Raw genomic sequence first — 20,824 nt, forward strand, 5'->3', positions numbered from 1 at the left:
GGTGTTGGAGGAGCTGTTCCGCAAGAGCCTGTTCCTGCCGGAGCAGGCGTCGAGCATCGCGAAGGACGTGGACCACCTGCACTACGCGATCATCACGGCGGCGCTGGTGATGGCGGCGTTGATCTTCGGGTTCGCGGCGTACTGCCTCATCCGCTTCCGGAGGCGTTCGGAGACGGACGTGACGCGGAAGGTGCAGGGGACGCTGGGGTGGGAGTTGCTGTTCGTGGGAGTGCCACTGACGACGTTCCTGGTGTGGTTCTACATCGGGTACCACGACTTCATCCGGATGCAGACGCCGCCGCCGGGGGCGATGGACGTGTACGTGGTGGGGAAGCAGTGGATGTGGAAGTTCACGTATCCGGAGGGCCCCAATTCCATCGGAGTGCTGAGGGTGCCGGTGGGCAAGCCGGTGAGGCTGCTGCTGACGAGCCGGGACGTCATCCATTCGTTCTACGTGCCGGCGTTCCGCATCAAGCAGGACGCGATACCTGGGGCGTATACGCAGACCTGGTTCGAGGTGACGAAGCCTGGGAGCTACCGGGTGATGTGCGCGGAGTACTGCGGGCTGAAGCACTCGGAGATGTGGGCGGAGGTCGTGGCGCTCTCGGAGGCGGACTGGGACGCGTGGATGAAGGAGCAGCGCGAGGGGCGGGTGGCACTGAGGGACGCGAGCCCGAGCGGACCGGAGCGGGAGGAGCCGGGAATCCCGGCGCGGAGGGTGGCGAGGTACGACGCGCAGGAGCCGCACGGGGAGGTGATGTACGGGGAGAGGGGGACGCTGCCGGAGAGGGGAGAGCGGGTGGCGGCGGAGCGGGGATGCCTGAGGTGCCACACGGTGGACGGGACGGCGCACATCGGGCCGACGTGGCTGGACCTGTACGGGAGGCAGGAGCGGCTGACGAACGGGGAGACGGTGGTGGCGGACGAGGCGTACCTGACCGAGTCGATGATGAAGCCGCAGGACAGGCTGGTGGAGGGGTACGAGCCGGTGATGCCGTCGTACCAGGGGCAGCTGGAGGCGGCGGAGGTAGCAGCGCTGCTCGAGTACATCAAGACGTTGCGGAGCGCGCGGTTGGAGAACACCCGGTCGGAGGGGCCCGTGTATGAACCCAGCGGCGGGAAGTAATCAGCCAGCGGTCACCTATCTCAACCATGAGACGACGGTGGCGTCGTGGCTGCTGACGCGCGACCACAAGCGCATCGGGGTGATGTTCCTGGTGGGGGTCATCTTCGCGCTGCTCCTGGGCGGCATCTTCGCGATGGCGCTGCGAATCGAGCTGCTGACACCGGGGCCGACGGTGATGGGCCCGATGACGTACAACCGGATGTTCACCCTGCACGGGGTGACGATGGTGTGGCTGTTCATGATTCCGGCGATTCCCTCGGCATTTGGCAACTTCGTGTTGCCGATCATGCTGGGGGCGAAGGACGTGGCGTTCCCGAGGCTGAACCTGGCGTCGTTCTACATCTACCTGGCGGGGTCGATGCTGACGGTGTTCGGGATGCTGTGGAGCGGGGCGGACACGGGGTGGACGTTCTACACGCCATACAGCACGGTCTCTCCGACGACGGTGACACCGATTCTGTTGGGGGTGTTCATCATCGGGTTCTCGACGATCATCACGGGGCTGAACTTCATCACGACGGTGCACACGCTGAGGGCGCCGGGGATGCACTGGACGCGGATCCCGCTGTTCGTGTGGACGATCTACGGCACGTCGGTGATTCAAGTGGTGGCGACGCCGGTGTTGGGGATGGTGTTGCTGCTGGTGACGGCGGAGCGGGTGCTGGGGATGGGGATCTTCGACCCGTCGCGAGGGGGAGATCCGGTGCTGTTCCAGCACATGTTCTGGTTCTACTCACACCCGGCGGTCTACATCATGGTGTTGCCGGCGATGGGGGTGATCACCGAGGTGGTGTGTGCGTACAGCCGGAAGAACATCTTCGGTTACAAGATGGTGGCGGCGAGCACGTTTGGGATTGCCTTCGTGGGGTTCTTCACGTGGGGGCACCACATGTTCGTGTCGGGGCAATCGACGTTCGGCTCGGGCATCTTCGGGGTGCTGAGCATGCTGGTGGCCATCTTCACGGCGATCAAGATCTTCAACTGGGTGGCGACGCTGTACGGGGGGTCGATCGATCTGAAGGTGCCATTGCTGTACGTGCTGGGATTCATCTTCCTGCTGATGTTCGGGGGGATGACGGGGGTGGCGGTGGCAACGACGTCGCTGGACGTGCACTGGCACGACACGTACTTCGTGGTGGCGCACTTCCACTACATCATGGTGGGGGCAGTGCTGATGGCGTTCCTGGCGGGGCTGCACTACTGGTGGCCGAAGATGTTCGGGAAGCTGTATCCGGAGCGTTGGTCGTTCCTGGCGGCGATGACGATCATCTTCGGGTTCATCGTGACGTTCCTGCCGCAGTTCCTGTTGGGGAACATGGGGATGCCGCGGAGATACTACGAGTACCCGAGGGAGATGCAGTGGCTGCACGTGCTGAGCACGGCGGGGGCGTCGCTGCTGGCATTCGGTTTCGGGCTGATCGCCATCTACCTGTTGTGGTCGCTGAGGTACGGGGAGGAGGCGCCGATGAACGCATGGGGCTCGAGGGGGTACGAGTGGTACAGCGGGTCTCCCCCGGTGCCGCACAACTTCACGGAGGCGCCGAGGTTCGAGCGGGAGGTGCACGACTACACGGTGGTGGAGGGGCCGCGTGTCTACTGAGAGCTCGCCGTGGGAGGAGCACTTCGGGAGCAGGGAGAACCAGAGCGTGGCGGCGCAGCTGGGGATGTGGATCTTCCTGGGCTCGGAGGTGTTGCTGTTCACGAACCTGTTCGTCGGGTACGCGGTGTACCGGTACTACTACCCGGAGGTCTTCGTCGAGGCGAGCAAGCACCTGAAGGCGGAGTGGGCGATGGTGCAGACGCTGCTGCTGGTGACGAGCAGCCTGTTCGTGGTGTTGGCGGTGCACTACATCCGGCAGGGCCGGCAATTGCTGACGGTGCTGGTGTTGGTATTGGCGATCGGGATGGGGTTGGGGTTCCTGGGGATCAAGGGATGGGAGTACTGGGAGCACTGGAAGGAGGGGGCGCTGCCTGGGGAGTACTACCGACTGGAGGAGCTACCGGAGCGAGGGGGTAGCCTGTTCTTCACGCTGTATTTCCTGCTCACGGGGTTGCATGCCATCCACATGTTGGTGGCGTTGGGGCTGCTGGGGTGGCTGGTGTGGGGCGCACTGTCTGGGAAATACACGGCCGAATATCACATTCCGGTGGAGGTAGGAGGGCTGTACTGGCACCTGGTGGACATCTTCTGGCTGTTCATCTTCCCACTGCTGTACCTGGTGGAGTGAGGGGGGACCATGACGGAGGAGAAGAAGAAGTCCGCATGGGGGTACGTGGTGGTGTGGGGAGTGTTGGCGGTGCTGACGGTAGCGACGTGGGTGTTGGGGACGAAGATAAAGCTGGGGGTGTTTTCGCTGCCGGTGGCGTTGGGGATCGCGGTGGTGAAGACGGTGTTGGTGGCGATGTTCTTCATGCACTTGGTGGAGCAGCGAGGGGCGAGGAGGGTGGTGTTGCCGGTGTCGGCGGTATTTCTCTGTTTGCTCCTGGGAGTGACGTTATTGGAGGCGATGACGAGGATCCGGATGGCGAGGCCGGACGGAATCGAGGAGGAGCTGGAGCCCAAGAGGCCAGCCTCGACGAGAACGGCGCCACCGGGAAGCGGGGCCAAGCGGTTGATGGGTAACTGAGTTCCAACCCAACCCCTCTCCCTCCGGGAGAGGGACGGGGTGAGGGTATCAAGGAACTCGGGTTGAGCCCGTGTATGCCCCCTCTCCCTCTGGGAGAGGGCTGGGGTGAGGGTCTACCGCTGGTAGAACTTGACGCCGGAGACGAGGGTTCCGTCGATCATCTGCGAGGTGACGACGAGCAGGCCGTTGGAGACGCTGAATTCAGGACTCCGCGCCACCTGTTCTGTCCGTCGTATGCGCCATCCGCCATGAATGACCTCGTCTGTAGGGAAATGCGTCTTGGGAGACGGGGCGCTCCTTGCAGGAGTTGAATCAGGTACGTTCCGCCACCCAGCAGCCAGGTCCACGGGGGCGGAGGCAAGCCATGACTGAGGAAGAGAAGCTGAAGGAAGAGAAGCTGAAGGAAGAGAAGCTGAAGGAAGAGAAGCTGATCCTCGAGGGCGTTCGGAGGCTCGTCGACCAGTTCGCGAAGGAGTTCCTCGAGCAACCGTATCGATACTGGCAGGAGATCGATGTGCAGGTGGCGCTCACCTCGCGTATCGACGCATTGCTTCGGTCGCTGGGGCTCGACCTGGTGCGAGGCAACTATCCCCGGGCGCTCACCGGGTTCCAAGGGAATCAACTGTGGAGCAGGGTGTCGTGTGAGCCATCCATCTGGATGGAGTGGAAGGGGAAGTGGAGCCGCTGCAATCCAGATATCGTCATCTGGAAGCATCTCGAGGACGAGAATGATCCGCCGGATCAGCTCGGCGAAAAGTGGCGTGGGAACTGGCCGATGCTCTGGGCCTGCGAGATCAAGCTCGATGATGTGAAGAAGACGGGCTGGGACGAGAAGAAGCTCGTTCAGTTGCTCAAGTCTGGTGAGCTGGATTTCGGCTGCATCGTCGACATCTCACGCAAGCCCGGAGCAAAGCCCGAGGAGGAAACGAAGGAGGAGGGCAAGCTTCAAGTCCTGAAGTTCGCGCTTCCCTCGTTGCCGTCGAAGAAATTGAAGGCGACGAATGACGAGACGTAGTGGAGTGTCCCCGCCTGTGGGGGGAGGGCGTGAGACCCGCTACGGCTTCGTCCTGGGCAACTCGACGGTGAGGAAGGGCGTGGGGTCGATGCCCGCGCGGCGCAGTGGACCCGCCGAGGTCGAGCTCATCGGCCCGCGGGAGGGAGTCTTCCGGTGAGCGAACGCTATCCGAGAATCCGCCTCCGTACGGAGTCCAGAGGCTATTTGATCTACGAGGGCTTGCGGCTGGACTTCTACATGCGCCGGCCGCACACGGAGATGGCGCGGGCGGTAATGCGCTCGATGGACACCTACGTGCAAGCGGTGGGCGTGGAGAACCTCGGTTTCTATATGGACGACGAGGGCGAATATTGGGAACTCGACCAGGAGGGTTGGGCACTGACACGGCGCAATCTGCTGGAGGATCGCTGGCCTCGCATCATCCTGCGGGACGCGAGAACGGAGGGTCCGCAGCGGTACCGTTTCGAGTACTACGGCAGACGACTCGACGACCCTGATTGGAAAAGGTCGGAGAAGTATGCCTGCGTGGCCTCGTTCTGGCTGTCCACGGAGTACCTGGAGGAGCAGGGACCGGGGCGGGTGCGAGCGCTGGCGCTGGCGCTGGCGGCCCCTTTGCCTTTCTGCTCCGGCAACGGAGGACTGGCCTTCCTGGGCTTGAACGATGCGGTAGGCGTGACGAAGGAGATCCAGGACCGGTGCTTCCGCTACCCCGGCATGGACATCCCGGATGTGGCGCTCTACTCGTACAACATCGGCACGCGGGTGCGAGGCCCCTCGTGGCTGACGTTCCTGGGACAGCCGGTGCTGGGAGAACTGGGCGGCGCGGCGGCGTTGCGCGCGCGGCTGCATTCTCCGGACACCACGGTGCGGGAGTTGGACGGCGAACGGGCGGTGGTGACGCTGGGGGAGTGGCCGGACGCGGGTGATACCGAGCAGGGCCGCACACTGCCCGCCTACCGCGAGCTGGCGCGCGTCCTGGAGCCCTGGCTCTACGAAGGCCCCCTGCCCGAGAGCCAATTCCGCCCGGAGGACAGACGCCGCTGGGAGCGCCGGTTCCTCGACGAACCGTAAGGGCGCGTGGGGCCGTGTAACCGCCGGTGGGCCATTTGCGTACGGGATTTCGTCCACGTCTTCCACGGTGCCAATCCCCATGACGCTCCTCGCCCTCCCCCGTTCGCGGACCCCCTCTCTGCCCCGGACCCCGTCTCTTCGACTGCCCAAGAAGCTCGAGACGCCTCGTCCCCAGACGACGGTGGCGCCCCGCGACACGATCCGTGCGCGGCTCAACGGGGACACCTTCACGGCGGGGGCGCGCCGGTTGGACCTGGACGGAGACAAGCTCCCGGGGTCGCCCAAGCCCCCGCGGCTGACGGAGAACCAGCGGGCTTACTTCGAGCTCATCCGCAAGGGACCGCCCCAGCGCGAGGACTACCCGAAGACGTTGGCGGGCATCCTCGAGTACGGCCGGGCCAAGAACGACTATGAAGCCCAGAAGCACACGCTCGAGCAGAAGCTCCGCTACGACGAGCTGAAGGCGCAGGGCGAGCCCCGGCGCGAGGACTTTCCCGACACCTTGCCGGGCACCATCCAATACCTGGGTGCCAAGGCCGCCTACATCAATGAGGTCAGCGAGCTGCAGGAGGAGCTCGGCCCCACCGCCCTGCGCGAGTACGAGGAGTCGGTGACGAGCAGCACCTCGACGGGCAGGGCGCTGCTCGAGGAGGCCGAGCGCCTGGGCATTCCCGTCCACGTCCTGTCGGATGCCGAATACGCCGAGCGCTATCCCGGCACGGGCGGCGTCACCGTCAATGGCGAGGTCTACATCCCCTATTCGGCGCTCGAACAGGATGAGCCGGGGGTGCTCGAGCACGAGCTCACGCACGCCGTGCTCGGCCCGAAGCTCGGTTCGGGCACGGACCCCCTCGATGAGCGCATCGAGCGGATTCGGGAGGCCTTCGAGCGCATCGGCCTGGACCCCGAGGATGGGGAGCGGCTCGCGCGCAACACGCAGGGCTGGAGCAACGGAGAGACGCTGGACCACGTGCAGACGTACGTGGTGGACGTGGACCAGGAGCGCGAGCGCCGGGGGCTGCCGCCGCTGTCGCCCAGGCAGCGGGACGAGCTCTACGAGCAGGCGGCGCTGCGCGAGGCGGCGCTGGGCCTGCAGCGGGCGATCGACGAGGGGGAGATGACGGAGGAGGAGGCGCGCGAGGCATGGGCCCGCCTTCCCCAGGGCCGGGCCCACCCGGCTCCGAGCAACGGGAGCTTCCGCGACTTCATCGAGCCCTACACGGATGAGTCCGCGGTGCGCGAGACGGCCTTCCCCGAGGACCGCACGGGCAAGGGCATGAAGCTCATGGCGCGTCTGGCCTCCATGAGGGGCTGACGCCCGGGGGACGGGCCACTACAGTGGCGAGGCCCATGCCCCTTCCGGGTACAGGGGGGAATCATGAAACGCCTCGTCCTCGGTCTCGCCCTGCTCTCCGGCTGTGCCACACCCCGTCAGGCCGAGCCGCCGGTCACTCCGGCGGCCGCCGCGCCCGAGGCGCCGCGCAAGCCCGACTCCGTCTATGTCTTCGAGGGAGTGGAGGTCTTCGGCTCGCGCAAGGTGCCCCGGGAGAAGCTGCTCGCGCTCATCACGCTGCCGGCGGCGGGCACGCGGCTGGATCTCGAGAAGGACCCACAGGCGTTCGTCGCGAGCCTGATGGAGAGCAAGAAGCGGCTCACGGAGGCGTATCCCTTCGCGTTCATCCGGATGTCGGTGAGCCAGGACAAGAATCACACGATGCGGGTGATGGTGGACCTGGTGGACACGGGGGACGAGTGGCGCATGCCCTTCTCCGCCGAGCCGACGGGGGACGTGGCGGATCCAGAGGGCCTGCTCGCGGCCTGGTCGGACTATCTGAAGACATTCTGGCGGCTGCGGAGCGAGGGCGCGGTCCCCGAGTGGGGAATGGGCACGTGCCGGGCGCCCCTGGGGTGCTACGGAGGCTTCGATCACCCCGAGCTCGCGCCCCTGGAGCAGCGCTTCCTCGAGGGGGTACCCCGTAACGCCGAGGCGCTCGTGCGGGTGCTGCGTGAGGACCGGGACGGAGGCAAGCGGATGAACGCGCTCATGCTGCTGACCTATCTGTCCTCGCCCGAGCAGCTGGTGGCGGCCATCCTCCCGTCGGTGCGGGACTCCAACGAGGGCGTGCGCAACGAGGCGCTGCGCCGGCTGGGCTCGGCGAGGCAGGTGTCGAAGAAGCCCGGGCTCGTCCCGGTGGATCCGGTGCTCGAGGCGCTCTGGTATCCGCTGGAGTCCGACCGGAACAAGGCGGGCTGGACGCTGGTGCACATCCTGGAGGCGGAGGAGACGGTGCCGCGCGAGCGGATCCTCCAGAAGGCGGGCGAGGTGCTGGTGGAGATGGCGGGGATGCGCTCGGAGCTCGACCGCGAGCCGGCGCGCAAGGTGCTCGCGAGGCTGGCGGGGAAGGACCTCGGCGACGACGTGGCGGCGTGGCGCCACTGGTTGGCGCTGTCCCTGGGCAAGCCGTGTCATTAGGCTGGCGGGCACCATGCTGACGGATGCCACGACCCTGCCCACGCTGGAGACGCCCCGCCTGCGGTTGCGCTGGATGACGGAGGCGGACGTGCCGGCGCTCTTCGAGCTCTTCTCCGACCGCGAGGTGACGCGTTACTGGAGCTGGTCGGCGTACACGGAGGTGGCGCAGGCGGAGAAGCTGTTGAGGAACATCCACGAGTACTTCGCCGAGCGCTCGCTGTTCCAGTGGGGCATCGCGCGGCGGGAGGACGACAAGGTGGTGGGCACGTGCACGCTGTCGGAGCTGAGCCGGCCGCACCGGCGTGCGGGCCTTGGGTACGCGCTGAACCGCGCCTGTTGGGGCCAGGGTTACGGGCGGGAGGCGGTGGGCCGGGTGGTGGAGTTCGGCTTCACGGTGCTGGAGCTGCACCGGCTGGAGGCGGACGTGGATCCGCGCAACGTGAGCTCCATCAAGGTGCTGGAGGGCCTGGGCTTCCAGCACGAGGGCCTCCAGCGCGAGCGCTACATCATCGACGGCGAGGTGCAGGACGGGGTGCTGTACGGGCTGCTGCGGCGGGAGTGGCGGCCGGGTGCATCGACGCGGTGAAACCCGGACGGAAGCCTGGCAGGAAGCAGGCCCTCATGGCCACCACGCTCGTGCTCGACGCTTCGTCGGGAGCACCGCTGCACGAGCAGCTCTACCAGTCGCTGCGCACGGCCATGGTCACCGGCCGGCTGCCCTCGGGAACGCGTCTGCCCGCCACCCGCGCGCTGGCCGAGCAGCTCGACCTGTCACGCAACACGGTGATGACCGCCTATACGCGGCTGCTCGCCGAGGGCTACCTCGTCGGCCGCCACGGCTCGGGGACCTACGTGGCGGACGAGCTTCCCGAACGGGCCCTCTCCGCGCGGCGCGTCCAGGCACCTCCCTCCGCGCGCCGCGCGAATCCGCCCTCGCTGTCGAGGCGTGGCGCCGCGCTGGCGGCCCTGCCGCCGCCGTTCCCCTCGGACCTGGGTGTGCCGGGCTCCGTGATGGCGTTCCGCCTCGGGGTGCCCGCCCTGGATGCCTTCCCCCATGAGCTCTGGGACCGGCTGCTGCACCAGCGGTGGCGGCGCTCGTGGAGGGACGTGCTCTCCCAGAGGGAGCCCCGCGGGTTCCTTCCCCTGCGCGAGGCACTCGCCAACTACCTGGCCACCTCGCGCGGAGTGCGGTGCGGTCCCGAGCAGGTGCTCATCGTGAATGGCACGCAGCAGGCCATGAGCCTGGTGGCCCAGGTGTTGTTGGATCCGGGCGATGCGGCCTGGGTCGAGGACCCGGGCTACCCTCCGGCGCGCAGCGTGCTCCTGGCGGCGGGGGCGAGCCTGGTGCCAGTGCCCGTGGACGCGGAGGGGCTGGACGTGGAGGCCGCGAGCCGGCTGCGTCCGGACGCGAGGCTCGCGGTGGTGACGCCCTCGAGCCAGCAGCCGCTCGGCGTGCACATGAGTCTGCGGCGCCGGCGGGCGCTGCTGGAGTGGGCCGGGCGCACGAACGCCTGGGTCTTCGAGGATGATTACGACAGCGAGTTCCGCTACGTCGGCCGGCCGCTCGCCGCGCTCCAGGGGCTCACGCCGGACGCGCGAGTCATCTACTCGGGGACGTTTGGCAAGGTGCTGTCGCCGTCCCTGCGTCTGGGCTACCTGGTCGTCCCGGAGGAGCTGATCGAGGTCTTCGTGAAGGCGAAGACGCTCGCGGACGTGCGCTCGCCCTCGCTGGAGCAGGCGGTGCTGACCGACTTCATCAACCAGGGCCACTTCAGCCGGCACCTGCGGAGGATGCGCGTGCTGTATGCCGAGCGGCAGGCGCTGCTGGTCGAGGAGGCGCGGCGCGAGCTGCGGGGGCTGCTCGAGGTGGGCCCGGCGGAGACGGGCATGCACCTGGTGGGCTGGCTGCCGCCGGGGGTGGACGATCGTACCGCCTCCGAGCGTGCCGCGGCCGCCGGCGTGGTGGCACATCCCCTCTCCGTGTACCGGCTCCAGACGTTGGGACGCGGGGGGCTGTTGCTCGGCTACGCGGCCGTGCCGGGGCCCGAGTGCTCCGAAGGAGTCCGGCGGCTGCGCCAGGCCCTCGGCTGAGACACACCTGGCCGCGAGAAGTGGCCCCATGACTTCGCGCGTGAGTGGCTCTCGTCCACCGGGGAGGCGGCCGTTAGAAGTCGCCGCGGAGGATGAACATGGAACAGCGCTTCAACATGGGGGCGGTTGCCCCCGCGGGCTATCAGGCGATGTTGGGTCTGGAGAAGTATCTGCACCAGTGCGGGCTGGAGGAGGGGTTGCTGCACCTCATCAAGCTGAGGGCGTCACAAATCAACCGCTGCGCGTACTGCATCGACATGCACTGGAAGGACTCGAGGGCGCTGGGCGAGCCGGAGCATCGCCTGTACGGGCTCGACGCGTGGCGCGAGAGTCCCTACTACACGGAGCGGGAGCGGGCGGCCCTGGAGTGGACCGAGGCGGTGACGCTCGTGACGGAGGGGTTCGTGTCCGATGCGGTCTACGAGGCCGTGCGTCCGCACTTCACGCCGAAGGAGCTGGCGGACCTGACGCTGGCCATCTCCACCATCAACGCGTGGAATCGGCTGAGCATCTCCATGCGCGCGAAGCCAGGAGACTACAAGCCGCCGCCGCGCCACCGGTAGGCCTCCTGAGCGAGCCTCCCGGCGGGCCACCGCGAACGACCCGCCGGGATGAAGCGCTCAGGGCACGGTGAGGATGCCGCTGCTGGTGGTGGAGTAGGCGTATTCGAGGGAGCCGCTGAAATACCTCGGGGACTCCAGGGAGGTCTGGGGCTCGGCGTGAACGGTGAGCCGGAACACGTAGGAGCGTGCGGAGGTCAGGATGCCCAGGGGAATCCGCACGCCGCGCTCCGACGGCCCCAGCCGGAAATCCGCCACCGTCCGCGGAGCTTCGAACGTGCCCGGGAGCCCGAGCTGCTCGACGCGCAGGCTGTAGGCCGAGGGCGTCCCGAGGGCGGGAGGCTCCCAGGTCACCGTGGGGCTGAAGACTCCGAGGGTCCGCGACTCGGTCGCGGAGACACCATCGATGAGGAAACGGCGGGGCAGGGACAGGCGTGGCTGGATGGGAGTCGAGGTCAGCTTCGGCAACTGCTCCTGCACCACGAAGAGGTCGTATCTGCTGGTACTCAGCCTCCCATCGACCGAGGTGACCTCCGTCGAATAGCTGAGGTACGTCCATCCCATCAGCTCCCACGAGCTCGGGAAGGGATTGCCGTAGGCCAGCCGCCGGACGAGCGTGCTCCGCCCCTCGTCCTGGAAGGTGAACGCCACCAATCCCCCGAGCCTGTGGAGGGTCATGTCATGGGGGGTCGCGAAGAGGGTGAAGAGCGAGCGCGAGAAGCCCCCGCTCTCCGAGGGCTGTTCGGAGCTCAGGGCCGCGAAGTCGCCACGACGCCACTCGAAGGTGACGTTCTTCTGGGGAGTGGGCTGGAGAGTGGCCTTGAGCTCGAACACCCCTCCTCCATCGACCCCACCGTCCAACGTGAGGGAGTCCACCAGGGTCGCATGGGTGGAGGTCTCATAGAAGGAGGGTCCCCCATCGGCCGTGACGCCCGCGTCCTGATAGGTCTTCTGGATGAGCCAGGCCTGGTCTCCCTTGTCGGGCTCGAAGAAGGGAATCGCGAAGTTGACGGTGGTGAAGTAGTTGCCTTCCGCGTTCTCGAGGGAGGTCGTCCCGGGGGGGATGCCGAACACCGCGAGGCTGGCCACCTCGCCGCGGTTGAAGTCCACGAGCCGCAGGTAGTCCGACATGTAGCTGGTCCCGTAGCCCGTGTTCCAGGGGCTGGCTCCGGTGACGTGGAACCGCATCGGGAAGGCGGGCTCCCCCTCCAGGAAGCGCGTGTCGGGACGACCGGAGCGCGGGGTGCTGAAGTCGACCTGGCGCGAGGAGGTGACCACATAGAGGTCGCCGCTCTTCGCGTAGTACGTACCGGGAGGGGCCTCGAAGCGGACGCGGCCCGGCTCTGGCTGGGAGCCCTGGAGGCGCACGAGCGTGCCGCCATCGAGGGAGAACAGCTCGAGAGGCGCCGTGTCGAGGTCCGCCGCGGGTCGCGAGACGATGCCGCTGGGGGTGTAGTAGCGGTCGTAGCGCATCAGGACGACGGAGTTGCCCGCGCCGGAGTCCGGCGAGAGGCCCGCGTCTGCCTCACAACGCACCGGGTTGCGTTGGCAGAACTCCGTCTCCTCCCGGTCGAAGTCGACGCAGCCGGTGACTGCTCCGAGCAGCACCGCCGCGAGGAGCGCGAAGCGCGGTTGAATCGAGGCGTTCACGGCCACCTCCCGTACACGAAGGCCGACGTCCCATCGGTACTCACGCCGAGCGCCACGGGCTCGGTGGGCGAGCCCAGCAGGTAGAGTCCCGTGGCGGCGCCCAACCCCACCACGCCCGCGCCCAGGAGGCCCAGTCCCACGGCCTGATACGTCTTGCCGCGCGAGGCGCTGTCGTGTGCATCCGCGCGTGTGACAAGTCCCGCGTCATCGGTGCGCAGCCTGGACAGCTCTACCCTGGACAGCCCATAGGACACGCCGCCCGCGGCCAGGAGCACGCCGCCGGCGATGCCGGGGAGGAGGGCGCGGGAGCGGGTGTCACCGTGCGTTGCCGACACCTCTCCGGTGCCCGGTGGACGGACGTCCCGTGGGGGGGCGGGCTGGGCCTGACGGCGCTCCGCCTCGCGCCTGGCGAGGATGGGGGCCAGCTCGCGTTTCACCCCGGCGCGGACGGATTCGAAGTGTTGCTCCACCTTGGGGGAGACCTGGACGGGCAGCTTCGCCTCCGGGCGCAGGAAGAGGGCCGTCTTGAAGGCCGCGGTGGCATCGTCCTGCTTGCCCAGCTCGTCGAGGAGGATGCCCTCGTAGAGCCCGAGGGCGACGTCCTCTTCCACGCCGCGCGCCAGGCGTCTGGCGCGGTGGATCTGCTCCAGCGCGCGCTCGTACTCGAGGTCCTCGTACAGACGGTTCACGGAGACGAGGTAGTCCTGGACCTCGGAGGAGCCCTGCGCATGCACCGTGGGGGGAGTGAGGAGGAGCAGGGCGAGCAGGGGGAAGCTCGCGCTCCGTCGAAGGAGGGTGGGCATGATGGCGGTGATTCTAGCCCAAGCCGGGTGTCGAGGACTCCGGGCCGGGCGAGTGTCGAGGACCACAAGCAGCGCGAGCTGGCACCGTGTTGGTGCTCGGAGGAAGGGCTTGCTTCTGATGAAGTGCGCCCCGCCGGGTGAAGTGCGCCCGTCATCACGGAGGACAACCGATGAAGCTCTACTACAACCCGAAGAGCCGCGCGGCGATCAGCAAGTGGATGCTCGATGAGTGCGGAGCGCAGTACGAGCTGGTGCCCATCGACTTCGAGAAGCGCGAGCACAAGACGCCGGAGTTCCTGAAGATCAATCCAGCGGGCAAGCTGCCGGCGCTGGTGGATGGAGATGCGCGGGTGTTCGAGGGCGCGGCCATCTGTATGTACATCGCGGAGAAGTACCCGCAGGCGAACCTGGCGCCGAAGCCGGGCACGCCGGAGCGGGGCCGCTATCTGTCGCTGATGGTGTACTCGACGTCGCAGTTGGAGCCCGCGATGGGCGACAAGCTGATGAACGTGCAGACGACGCCCCAGCGTGGCTGGACGGACTTCGAGACGGTGTTGGACGTGGTCGAGCGCGAGCTGGGCCAGGGGCCCTACCTGTTCGGCGACTGGTTCACGGCGGCCGATGTGATGATCGGCTCGATGTTCATCTGGATGCGCATCTGGGGGAAGAAGACCGGGCGGCCCGCGATCGACGCCTATGTGGATCGGCTGCTGGCGCGTCCCAAGGCCATGAAGATGGGGCAGTGAGTGGCGCGGGGCTCGTGGACCGAGCCCCGCCTCCTCCTCGATGCTAATGCCGCCCCAACACCCTGTCCCAAGCGGCCAACTGCACGGTCACCGTGTATTTATAGGCGCTGGAGAAATCCTCGAAGTCCTTCGGGGAAAGGGCGGAGAGGCGCTCGCGCAGGAAGCCCGCGTCGCTGAGCACCTCGCGGTGCTTGAATTCGGTGTCCACCTCCACCAGGACAGGAATCACACGGAGCACGGCCTCCAGGCAGTCCTCTCGGGTAGCGCGAGACATGCGTTCCACCGTCAGGGCCATGTGCTCGCGGACCGAGGCAGGGCCTCCGGGGCACCAGGCCTCCAGGGTCTTGCGGTAGATATCCTCCATGAGCTCTTCCAGCGTGTACTTCCTACCGAACCAGAACGCGTAGCGAGGGCCCTGGAGCACATCCCAGAAGCGGAGCAGCGAGGCGAGCCGGTTCGCCATGCGCTCAGCGCTCCGCGGTGGGGGCGGAGACACGACATGACAGAGGGCTCCCCACGGGGTGCTCAGGCAGAAGGACTCGAAGGCGTCCCTCATGCGCTGGTGCGCTTCCTCCGGGACGCCTTCATCCAAGCCCATGAAGACCTCGGCGAACAGGTGCACCCACCAGCGAGTGCTGCCCAGGTCGAGTTCGGCCCCCGAGTGCATCACCAGCACCGCGCCGGGCGGCACCTGGCGCATCTGCCGGGGCTGGGGAAAGGCACCGGTCTTGAGGTACTCCCGGGCCCACCAGCGGCCCTCGGCTCTCACCTTGCGGAGGATGGCGGCGGTGGTGCCGTAAAGCCACGCTGGAAACTCGAGCACCGGGGAGGGTTCCGGGGTCATGGCCTTTCGCCCTAACACAGCGGCCAATTGCGCCTCAAGCGCCAGGCACTTCGCTCGCTCCGAGGGCGGCGGACGCTTCCCGCCCGCTCAGCGGCAGTCCGCAGGCAGGTAGACTTGGCCCTGGAAGCCCTTGGGACGTTCACCCTTGTCATACGCAGCCCGGAGCGCCTGTTCGGCTACCTCACCGTGCTGCGCTATTTCTTCCCTGGGTAACTCCTCTTCCTTCTGGGCCGCCCGCTCCTTCCAGGATGCATGGGGCTTCTTGCGCCGGTAGCTCCAGCGGTACAGCGTCACTCCGGGCTCTGGCGTGCGCCAGGACAACTGCCAGAGAGCTCCCCCGTTCTCGAATTCGAGGAAGAGCGACCCCTCGAAGCCGGTGCCTCCCGTGAGCTTCTTGTCAGGCTCAACGACCTCATTGAGCGCCGCCAGGTAGCGCCTCGCCTGTTCTCTCGCTTCTCCGCGCGACTCCTCGTCGTCCGGCTTGAGCTCGAACAGTACGAGGGCGCGGGTATCGGTGATGTCCGGGCGCAAGAGCTTCGCGACCTCTGAAAGACGCTTGGGATCCCCCAGATTCCCCTCCCCCACGATTTTGGAAAGGCTGGCGGTGTTGAGGAAGACGACGTTGGTGGGGTGCTGCACGCGGTACTCGATGCCAATGACCTCATGTGCGGCCTTGCCAAGGAAAGCGCCCCAGGGCTCCTTGGAGTCCGGCTTACGGCCAGGGAGCGTGGAGGAGGGCGGCTCCGCCTGGGCACCGAGGGTCGTTACGAGCACCAGGAGAAAACTCGCCAACCGAAAGGTGCTCTTCGTCCTGGTTGCACGCTCTTTCATGGCCAACATGCTCCTCCCGGTACAGTGTAGGAGGTGTCCATTCTCTGGGAACTACCCTCAGTGAGTGGCGCGGGGCTCGTGGACCGAGCCCCGCCTCCTGTCTGTCATTCCGACTCGTTCCACGTGTTGGCGCGGGACTCGAGGGGCCCGCGCTGGGGGCGGACGACGCAGAAGCGCTGGCCGGTCGGTGCCTCCATGACCCACCAGCGTTTGATGAACTCCACCCGCCTGGCGCCGAGCGCCTCGAGCCGCTTCACCTCGGCCTCGATGTCATCGGCCTCGATGTCCAGGTGGATGCGGCTGGGGTGGTCCACCTTCTGCAGGAGGATCATCGGCTCCTCGGCACTCACGGAGAGCTCGCGGTAGTTGCCACTGTCGGGGGAAGGGGGCACGACGGGCTTGCCGAGGGCCTTGCTCCAGAAGGTGGTGGCCGTGTCGATGTCCTCGGTCTTGCAGTCGATGACGAAGGCGGCGAGTCGGCTGCGATGCATGGGTGTGCTCCTGGGATGGAAGGAGAGGCGCGCATCATCTCCGAGGAGAAGTGGTCCGTCAGATTCCTCTGCGATGAGTGGTGGGGGATGGACAGAATGCTCGACGGTCGGCCCGAGGATTCGAGTTCGAGAGTTCGCCGCCGGGGCGAGATGGAGCCGCCTCGGTGGCAGCACGGAGGGTCATGAGAGAGCGTGGATCCAGGACGAGGAGCACCTTGGGGCTGGTGGGTCTTCTCGTGGTGCTCGTGGCGGCCCTCGGCGCTCACGCGGAGCCGCCCTCCTTCAGGCTTCCTGGCCGTCAGCCGGACTCCCGGGAGCCCTGGGGCGCTTTTCTTGGCAACGCCGCACATGAGGCCATTGGCATCGAGTACACGTTGCAGCACCCCTCCAACCGCGTCTTACTGGTCGTGGGCGTTCATCCATGTTCATCAGTGGCCGGCCGACTACGTACAGATTACGTACAGGCCGGGCACGCGCTACAGCGAGCGTCCTGCCCAGTCGGTGTGCGGTCTGGCCGTGCAGCTGGATTTTGATAGGAGCGGCGATGGCGAACGAATCGATGCCGATACCGGAGAAGCTCGCGGCGCTGCATATGTCCTTCACCCGAGCATCGAGTGTTAGGGAAGTTCTGCGGGCACAGCTCAAGAAGGTGGAAGGTCTCCCCATCGAAACGCCCGATCAGCAAGCGGTCTCTGCTGGCGAGTTCCTGACGGGGTTCCAGCTGATGGAGGTCTTCTACGGACTGATCTTCGTCGTGGCCGAGGGGATTCAGGCCGTGCGCCCGGAGGACCCAGAGTTAGCCTCGTTCTTCGCTAGCCCGAACATGGGTCTGCTTAAGCGCTACCGGAATGCGATCTTCCATGCCCAGTCTGAGGTGATCAGCCCGAAGCTGCATGATTTTCTCACAGCCGAAGACACTGAGAAGTGGATCGGTGCCCTCTGGAGAGCGCTCAACCGCTGGTTCAGTGACAACGTTGTAGGGCCATATCACCTCCACCACACCCGTATCGTTGAATCACTTCGGGATGAACACGGAGAGACCGAGGACTTCCGGCACTACGCGGCGTTCGTAAGCCTGATGAAGCGGCTACCACGCCCTCCGTGATGACCTCCGTTTGCCGTGGAAAGGGAACTCCCTATTCCCGACGGGCGACGATGCTACCCCTGCACGGACTTACTTCGGATGATTTAGGCTGCGGCCTCCCCTATAGGAGACAGCATGAAGAAGCGGGTACCTATCGATATGGACACGAATATTCACACCGCTCGCTAGGCGCTGGAGAGCCTCCCGGACGGTAAGTTGGCGGAGGAAGTGGAGGAGGCTCTCGGCGCGAATGCCTCGGAGTTGGAGCAGCAAGGCTTCCCCACCGAAGCCGCGACGCTCAGGTCGTGGGAGCGGAAGGTGCGTGCACACCGCCGGGGCGAACCGATTCCGGACGACGAGGAGTAGGCATCACCGCCAAGTGCACCCAGCCAAGAGAGCCAAGCCCCTGCTGCGCACTTCATGAGGGGCGGCCTGGGCTGGCGTGTACTCCAAGGGAACTGCGCGGCTTCGCCACCAGCCTAGCGCAGTGCTCGGGGGGCACCCGTCTGCGGCCCTCCTCGGCACCTCCGCTCCAGCCCTCACCCTTTACATGGCCTCTATCCCGCCTATACGCGAGGGCCTGCCCATCGGCACGGGTGACGCTCAGCAGCAGTCCGCAAGGCCAGCGTTCGCCTCGGAGAAGTGACAATTTCGGAATATCTGACGGTGCTCACGAGACTCGACGCCGCCAGCGTGAAGTAGGGCAACGGCCCGCCCTGCAGCCGGGACGGGCCGTCCTCCCTATCAGAGGCAACTCCTGCCACCCTGGCCTACACGTGGACCGAGGCTTTTCGCAGTCACGAGATAGCGCTTAATGTGGGGGCAACTTACTGCACAAGGGGGCCTAGTGGTACGTGAGCAGCCGCGTCGCACCACCGAGTCGTCGAAAGAGTCCACCGAGCCAAGAATGGCCGCATCGGCCGCGAGAAGCGGTGCTCAAGAAAACCCTCACTCTTGGTTGCACCCAATCCTCAGGGCACGCTGGAAGCGGCATCAAGAACTTTACCGAATCCTTGATGTGCGTCGGGTGGAACTCGACGAGTTCGAGAGAGAGTTGCTGATTCCGCAGATGCATGACCGCGTTGTGTACATGCGGGAGATGTTTGAGCGGATTCGAGACATTGCGGCCGCTCCAGAAACTGCCTACCGCATCGCCCCTCAGTTTCGCAAGTTGGCGCCTGACGACGCACCTGGCGCGGACGGCGATTCGACGACATCCTACCTCAAGGAGGTAGCTCGGCAGGCAGATGAGACATTCGTTGCCCCATTGAAGCGCATTGAACTCGAACACCAATCGGTGTCCAGCCTGCGGGGTCTGTATCGCTTCTTCAATGAGCTTCGGTATATCTGCGATGTGGCGCTAGACACCGAGAATCTTCTGTTCAGATACAAATCCAAGCTGACTCTTATCGCCATTGACAAGGTGAGTGGTGAACGCATCGGACAGGATAAAGAATGGCTCATCATCCTGACGCCGTTCGAGTTAACGCTTGGTGAGTTAAAGCGCGTAGCCGAGGCGACGGCAGGCTCAATCGACCATTGGAGCAAGAAGCAGGATGAGGCAAAGAAGCCGTTCCTTGAGTACGTCGCCGCCGCCACCAATGCCGCCACGAGCCGCCGAACCATTTTCATCCAGTTGGCCGCAATCGCGCTGTCGTTGTCCTTCTCTGCATTCTTCCTCACGGCCCGTGACCCGTTCGCCCTGAAGCGGGAGAATGCCGCCTTGAAGGAGGAACTTCAGGTGGCTAAGGACGACGTCGCGCGATTGACGGGACAGGTTCAGCAACTGCAGGACCAGTTGCGCTCCGCACCGGTGCCGCCCGCTCCCTAACATCGCCGGTGCCGTCCGTCTCTCTGGGCGCTGTTTGCCTTGCGGCGGAGGCGGGCCAGGAGGTTGGGGGGGAGGGGAGCGGAGGCAGGCGCCCTCACCTTCCTGCAGCGCTTCGGTAATGCGCTGCAACTCAACCCGAACATCCATTCGGTGGTGCCGGACGGCGTGTACGTGAACCCGTGTCTTTCTCAACACCGCCAGTCTCTCCAGAATCATGAAGGAGGGGAGATTGGGGGACCCCGAGCGTCTTTCGGAGTTCGTGAGGCGTTTGCGCCCGGACATCACTGATGCCGACGCCCGCGTGCTGTTCGAAATCAAGCCGGACGATGAGGAGTCGTGGGGCGAAGGCAGAGAACAGGCGAGGCGCTACCTGGCGGCCCTGAATGGGGCCGTTGACCCTGACAAGAAGCTCGTGGGAGGTACCGGGTTCGAGGGGTCCCTCTTCCTCGAGTTCGAGAATGGGGGAGCACTCTGGCAGTTGTCCTGGCGCACGCCCGAGCCCGGAGTGACGCTGTACCGCTGGAGCTATCGGAGCAAGAAGCCCCGAGCATCCTGGAAAGAACGCGCGGCCCAGAAGGAAGAAGCGTTGCCCAGGGAAGAGATAGAGCAGCGCGGTGAGGTGGCCGAGCAGGCGATCCGGGCTGCCTATGAGAGGGGTGAACGCCCCAAGGGCTTCCAGGGACAGGTCTATCTGCCTGGGGACTGTCGTTGAGCGGGCGGGAGTGGCGCTTGAGGAGAACCTGACCACGATGGTAGGGCCAGACGCCATGACCCCGGAACAATCTCTGGTGCTCGAGTTTCCCGCGTGGCTCCACGGCACCACCGCCGCCATCCTCCGCAAGGTGAGAACCGAGGGCAGATGGTGGGCCCGGGAGTACCTCGAGACCGGTGCCTTTCCCCAGCCTCGGCGGATGCGCCAGGTGGCTCCCGGCGAGGTGCTGGTGATGCACGCGGGGGCCGATTTCAACTTGGGCCGCACGGGCTGGTGGGTGCACCTGTTCGCGGAGATCTTCACCCATCTGGACGAATGCATCCCGGAGGAGGAGCGTGAACGCGCGGAAGCGGCCTTCGAGTCCTTCTGCCTGGGTACCCCTTGGGGAGCGCTCCACCATGCCGTGTCTTCGCCCCCACCGCATGGTGCTGCGCGCATGGCGAACCGGCTCGCCTCGCTGCTGCGCTTCTGGGAGGTGCTCCAGGGCTCTCGTTACGCGTTCCGGTTCGGTAGGAAGTACACGCTGGAAGAGCTCATGGAAGACCTCTGGCGCAAGACGCTGGAGGCCTGGTGCCCCGGAGGCCCCGCTTCGGTCCGTGAGCACCTGGCCCTCTCCGTGGAGCGCATGGCTCGCGCCACCCGGGAGGAGTGCCTGGAGGCCGTGCTCCGGGTCATGCCCACCGTGGTGGAAATGGACGCCGACTTGAAGCGTCGCGAAGTGCTCAGGGACCCGGGTTTCCTGCGTGAGCGTCTCTCCACGCTTCCGCCGAAGAAGTTCGAGGAACTCTCCAGCGCCTACAGCTACGCGGTGAGCGGGCCGTTGTGGGACTGGTACAGGGAGTTGGAGCGGCATTAGAACTCCGCCCCGA

At 66.1% G+C, this 20,824-nt stretch carries 22 protein-coding genes; 17 read left to right on the top strand and 5 right to left on the bottom strand.

The window, feature by feature from the left end; genetic code table 11:
- The first annotated feature begins 4 nt into the window (after positions 1 to 4).
- The 11 genes from coxB to JRI60_RS00255 all read left to right on the top strand — a co-directional run bounded on the left by coxB (position 5) and on the right by JRI60_RS00255 (position 10,966).
- Positions 5 to 1,126: a cytochrome c oxidase subunit II gene (coxB, locus tag JRI60_RS00205; RefSeq protein ID WP_239470936.1), complete on the top strand. Its 1,122-nt coding sequence runs from the start codon at positions 5 to 7 to the stop codon at positions 1,124 to 1,126.
- Positions 1,104 to 2,726 carry a cbb3-type cytochrome c oxidase subunit I gene (locus tag JRI60_RS00210; protein ID WP_204223782.1) on the top strand — a complete coding sequence of 541 codons (1,623 nt, stop codon included), beginning with the start codon at positions 1,104 to 1,106 and terminating at the stop codon, positions 2,724 to 2,726. The genes coxB and JRI60_RS00210 overlap by 23 nt, the downstream gene beginning before the upstream one ends.
- Positions 2,716 to 3,354, top strand: coding sequence for a cytochrome c oxidase subunit 3 family protein (locus tag JRI60_RS00215; RefSeq protein WP_204223783.1), 639 nt, complete (start codon positions 2,716 to 2,718; stop codon positions 3,352 to 3,354). Before JRI60_RS00210 ends, JRI60_RS00215 begins: the two co-directional genes overlap by 11 nt.
- 9 nt (positions 3,355 to 3,363) lie before the next feature.
- Positions 3,364 to 3,753: a cytochrome C oxidase subunit IV family protein gene (locus tag JRI60_RS00220; protein WP_204223784.1), complete on the top strand. Its 390-nt coding sequence runs from the start codon at positions 3,364 to 3,366 to the stop codon at positions 3,751 to 3,753.
- A gap of 364 nt (positions 3,754 to 4,117) precedes the next feature.
- Positions 4,118 to 4,768, top strand: a complete 651-nt coding sequence (locus tag JRI60_RS00225) for a hypothetical protein (protein WP_204223785.1) — start codon at positions 4,118 to 4,120, stop codon at positions 4,766 to 4,768.
- Positions 4,769 to 4,972: 204 nt separating this feature from the next.
- The gene (locus JRI60_RS00230; protein ID WP_239470254.1) at positions 4,973 to 5,839 is read left to right on the top strand and encodes a type VI immunity family protein; all 867 of its coding nucleotides are present in this window, start codon (positions 4,973 to 4,975) and stop codon (positions 5,837 to 5,839) included.
- Positions 5,840 to 5,918: 79 nt separating this feature from the next.
- Positions 5,919 to 7,154: a hypothetical protein gene (locus tag JRI60_RS00235; RefSeq protein ID WP_204223787.1), complete on the top strand. Its 1,236-nt coding sequence runs from the start codon at positions 5,919 to 5,921 to the stop codon at positions 7,152 to 7,154.
- Between the two features lie 63 nt (positions 7,155 to 7,217).
- Positions 7,218 to 8,312: a HEAT repeat domain-containing protein gene (locus tag JRI60_RS00240; RefSeq protein ID WP_204223788.1), complete on the top strand. Its 1,095-nt coding sequence runs from the start codon at positions 7,218 to 7,220 to the stop codon at positions 8,310 to 8,312.
- A 13-nt stretch (positions 8,313 to 8,325) separates the two neighbouring features.
- Positions 8,326 to 8,898 carry a GNAT family N-acetyltransferase gene (locus JRI60_RS00245; protein WP_204223789.1) on the top strand — a complete coding sequence of 191 codons (573 nt, stop codon included), beginning with the start codon at positions 8,326 to 8,328 and terminating at the stop codon, positions 8,896 to 8,898.
- Positions 8,899 to 8,933: 35 nt separating this feature from the next.
- Positions 8,934 to 10,403: a PLP-dependent aminotransferase family protein gene (locus JRI60_RS00250; protein WP_204223790.1), complete on the top strand. Its 1,470-nt coding sequence runs from the start codon at positions 8,934 to 8,936 to the stop codon at positions 10,401 to 10,403.
- Between the two features lie 98 nt (positions 10,404 to 10,501).
- A complete protein-coding gene (locus tag JRI60_RS00255; RefSeq protein WP_204223791.1) occupies positions 10,502 to 10,966 on the top strand; it encodes a carboxymuconolactone decarboxylase family protein in 465 nt (154 codons plus the stop codon).
- A gap of 57 nt (positions 10,967 to 11,023) precedes the next feature.
- Here the strand turns inward: JRI60_RS00255 and JRI60_RS00260 are convergent, their stop codons facing one another.
- On the bottom strand, positions 11,024 to 12,613 hold the full coding sequence (locus JRI60_RS00260) for a hypothetical protein (protein WP_204223792.1): 1,590 nt from the start codon (positions 12,611 to 12,613) through the stop codon (positions 11,024 to 11,026).
- Positions 12,610 to 13,416, bottom strand: a complete 807-nt coding sequence (locus tag JRI60_RS00265) for a hypothetical protein (RefSeq protein ID WP_204223793.1) — start codon at positions 13,414 to 13,416, stop codon at positions 12,610 to 12,612. The genes JRI60_RS00260 and JRI60_RS00265 overlap by 4 nt, the downstream gene beginning before the upstream one ends.
- Positions 13,417 to 13,586: 170 nt before the next feature.
- Here JRI60_RS00265 and JRI60_RS00270 point away from each other — a divergent pair, with 170 nt between their 5' ends.
- Positions 13,587 to 14,162, top strand: a complete 576-nt coding sequence (locus JRI60_RS00270; RefSeq protein ID WP_204223794.1) for a glutathione S-transferase family protein — start codon at positions 13,587 to 13,589, stop codon at positions 14,160 to 14,162.
- 43 nt (positions 14,163 to 14,205) lie between these two features.
- On the opposite strand, the gene JRI60_RS00275 is transcribed toward JRI60_RS00270, so the two are convergent.
- The 3 genes from JRI60_RS00275 to JRI60_RS00285 all read right to left on the bottom strand — a co-directional run bounded on the left by JRI60_RS00275 (position 14,206) and on the right by JRI60_RS00285 (position 16,328).
- Positions 14,206 to 15,006 carry a hypothetical protein gene (locus tag JRI60_RS00275; RefSeq protein ID WP_204223795.1) on the bottom strand — a complete coding sequence of 267 codons (801 nt, stop codon included), beginning with the start codon at positions 15,004 to 15,006 and terminating at the stop codon, positions 14,206 to 14,208.
- 87 nt (positions 15,007 to 15,093) lie between these two features.
- Positions 15,094 to 15,846: a hypothetical protein gene (locus tag JRI60_RS00280; RefSeq protein WP_239470255.1), complete on the bottom strand. Its 753-nt coding sequence runs from the start codon at positions 15,844 to 15,846 to the stop codon at positions 15,094 to 15,096.
- 95 nt (positions 15,847 to 15,941) lie between these two features.
- Entirely contained in the window at positions 15,942 to 16,328 is a 387-nt protein-coding gene (locus JRI60_RS00285) for a VOC family protein (protein WP_204223796.1), read from the bottom strand.
- A 544-nt stretch (positions 16,329 to 16,872) separates the two neighbouring features.
- Between JRI60_RS00285 and JRI60_RS00290 the strand changes: the two genes are divergently transcribed.
- The 5 genes from JRI60_RS00290 to JRI60_RS00310 all read left to right on the top strand — a co-directional run bounded on the left by JRI60_RS00290 (position 16,873) and on the right by JRI60_RS00310 (position 20,811).
- The gene (locus JRI60_RS00290; RefSeq protein WP_204223797.1) at positions 16,873 to 17,433 is read left to right on the top strand and encodes a hypothetical protein; all 561 of its coding nucleotides are present in this window, start codon (positions 16,873 to 16,875) and stop codon (positions 17,431 to 17,433) included.
- Between the two features lie 886 nt (positions 17,434 to 18,319).
- Positions 18,320 to 19,243, top strand: coding sequence for a hypothetical protein (locus JRI60_RS00295; RefSeq protein WP_204223798.1), 924 nt, complete (start codon positions 18,320 to 18,322; stop codon positions 19,241 to 19,243).
- 63 nt (positions 19,244 to 19,306) lie between these two features.
- Positions 19,307 to 19,531, top strand: a complete 225-nt coding sequence (locus JRI60_RS55020) for a transposase (RefSeq protein WP_204223799.1) — start codon at positions 19,307 to 19,309, stop codon at positions 19,529 to 19,531.
- On the top strand, positions 19,458 to 19,955 hold the full coding sequence (locus JRI60_RS00305) for a hypothetical protein (protein ID WP_204223800.1): 498 nt from the start codon (positions 19,458 to 19,460) through the stop codon (positions 19,953 to 19,955). Before JRI60_RS55020 ends, JRI60_RS00305 begins: the two co-directional genes overlap by 74 nt.
- Positions 19,956 to 20,010: 55 nt before the next feature.
- The gene (locus JRI60_RS00310) at positions 20,011 to 20,811 is read left to right on the top strand and encodes a hypothetical protein (protein WP_204223801.1); all 801 of its coding nucleotides are present in this window, start codon (positions 20,011 to 20,013) and stop codon (positions 20,809 to 20,811) included.
- The last annotated feature ends 13 nt before the right edge of the window (positions 20,812 to 20,824 follow it).

The sequence above is a fragment of the Archangium violaceum genome (assembly GCF_016887565.1).
Lineage (GTDB): Bacteria > Myxococcota > Myxococcia > Myxococcales > Myxococcaceae > Archangium > Archangium violaceum_B.

Excerpts from the sequence above, each read along its gene's own strand:
- JRI60_RS00210 (WP_204223782.1), top strand. The coding sequence starts at position 1,104 with ATGAACCCAGCGGCGGGAAGTAATCAGCCAGCGGTCACCTATCTCAAC.
- JRI60_RS00220 (WP_204223784.1), top strand. The coding sequence starts at position 3,364 with ATGACGGAGGAGAAGAAGAAGTCCGCATGGGGGTACGTGGTGGTGTGG.
- JRI60_RS00225 (WP_204223785.1), top strand. The coding sequence starts at position 4,118 with ATGACTGAGGAAGAGAAGCTGAAGGAAGAGAAGCTGAAGGAAGAGAAG.
- JRI60_RS00235 (WP_204223787.1), top strand. The coding sequence starts at position 5,919 with ATGACGCTCCTCGCCCTCCCCCGTTCGCGGACCCCCTCTCTGCCCCGG.
- JRI60_RS00240 (WP_204223788.1), top strand. The coding sequence starts at position 7,218 with ATGAAACGCCTCGTCCTCGGTCTCGCCCTGCTCTCCGGCTGTGCCACA.
- JRI60_RS00245 (WP_204223789.1), top strand. The coding sequence starts at position 8,326 with ATGCTGACGGATGCCACGACCCTGCCCACGCTGGAGACGCCCCGCCTG.
- JRI60_RS00250 (WP_204223790.1), top strand. The coding sequence starts at position 8,934 with ATGGCCACCACGCTCGTGCTCGACGCTTCGTCGGGAGCACCGCTGCAC.
- JRI60_RS00255 (WP_204223791.1), top strand. The coding sequence starts at position 10,502 with ATGGAACAGCGCTTCAACATGGGGGCGGTTGCCCCCGCGGGCTATCAG.
- JRI60_RS00265 (WP_204223793.1), bottom strand. The coding sequence starts at position 13,416 with ATGCCCACCCTCCTTCGACGGAGCGCGAGCTTCCCCCTGCTCGCCCTG.
- JRI60_RS00270 (WP_204223794.1), top strand. The coding sequence starts at position 13,587 with ATGAAGCTCTACTACAACCCGAAGAGCCGCGCGGCGATCAGCAAGTGG.
- JRI60_RS00275 (WP_204223795.1), bottom strand. The coding sequence starts at position 15,006 with ATGACCCCGGAACCCTCCCCGGTGCTCGAGTTTCCAGCGTGGCTTTAC.
- JRI60_RS00280 (WP_239470255.1), bottom strand. The coding sequence starts at position 15,846 with ATGTTGGCCATGAAAGAGCGTGCAACCAGGACGAAGAGCACCTTTCGG.
- JRI60_RS00285 (WP_204223796.1), bottom strand. The coding sequence starts at position 16,328 with ATGCATCGCAGCCGACTCGCCGCCTTCGTCATCGACTGCAAGACCGAG.
- JRI60_RS00290 (WP_204223797.1), top strand. The coding sequence starts at position 16,873 with ATGGCGAACGAATCGATGCCGATACCGGAGAAGCTCGCGGCGCTGCAT.
- JRI60_RS00295 (WP_204223798.1), top strand. The coding sequence starts at position 18,320 with ATGGCCGCATCGGCCGCGAGAAGCGGTGCTCAAGAAAACCCTCACTCT.
- JRI60_RS00305 (WP_204223800.1), top strand. The coding sequence starts at position 19,458 with ATGAAGGAGGGGAGATTGGGGGACCCCGAGCGTCTTTCGGAGTTCGTG.
- JRI60_RS00310 (WP_204223801.1), top strand. The coding sequence starts at position 20,011 with ATGACCCCGGAACAATCTCTGGTGCTCGAGTTTCCCGCGTGGCTCCAC.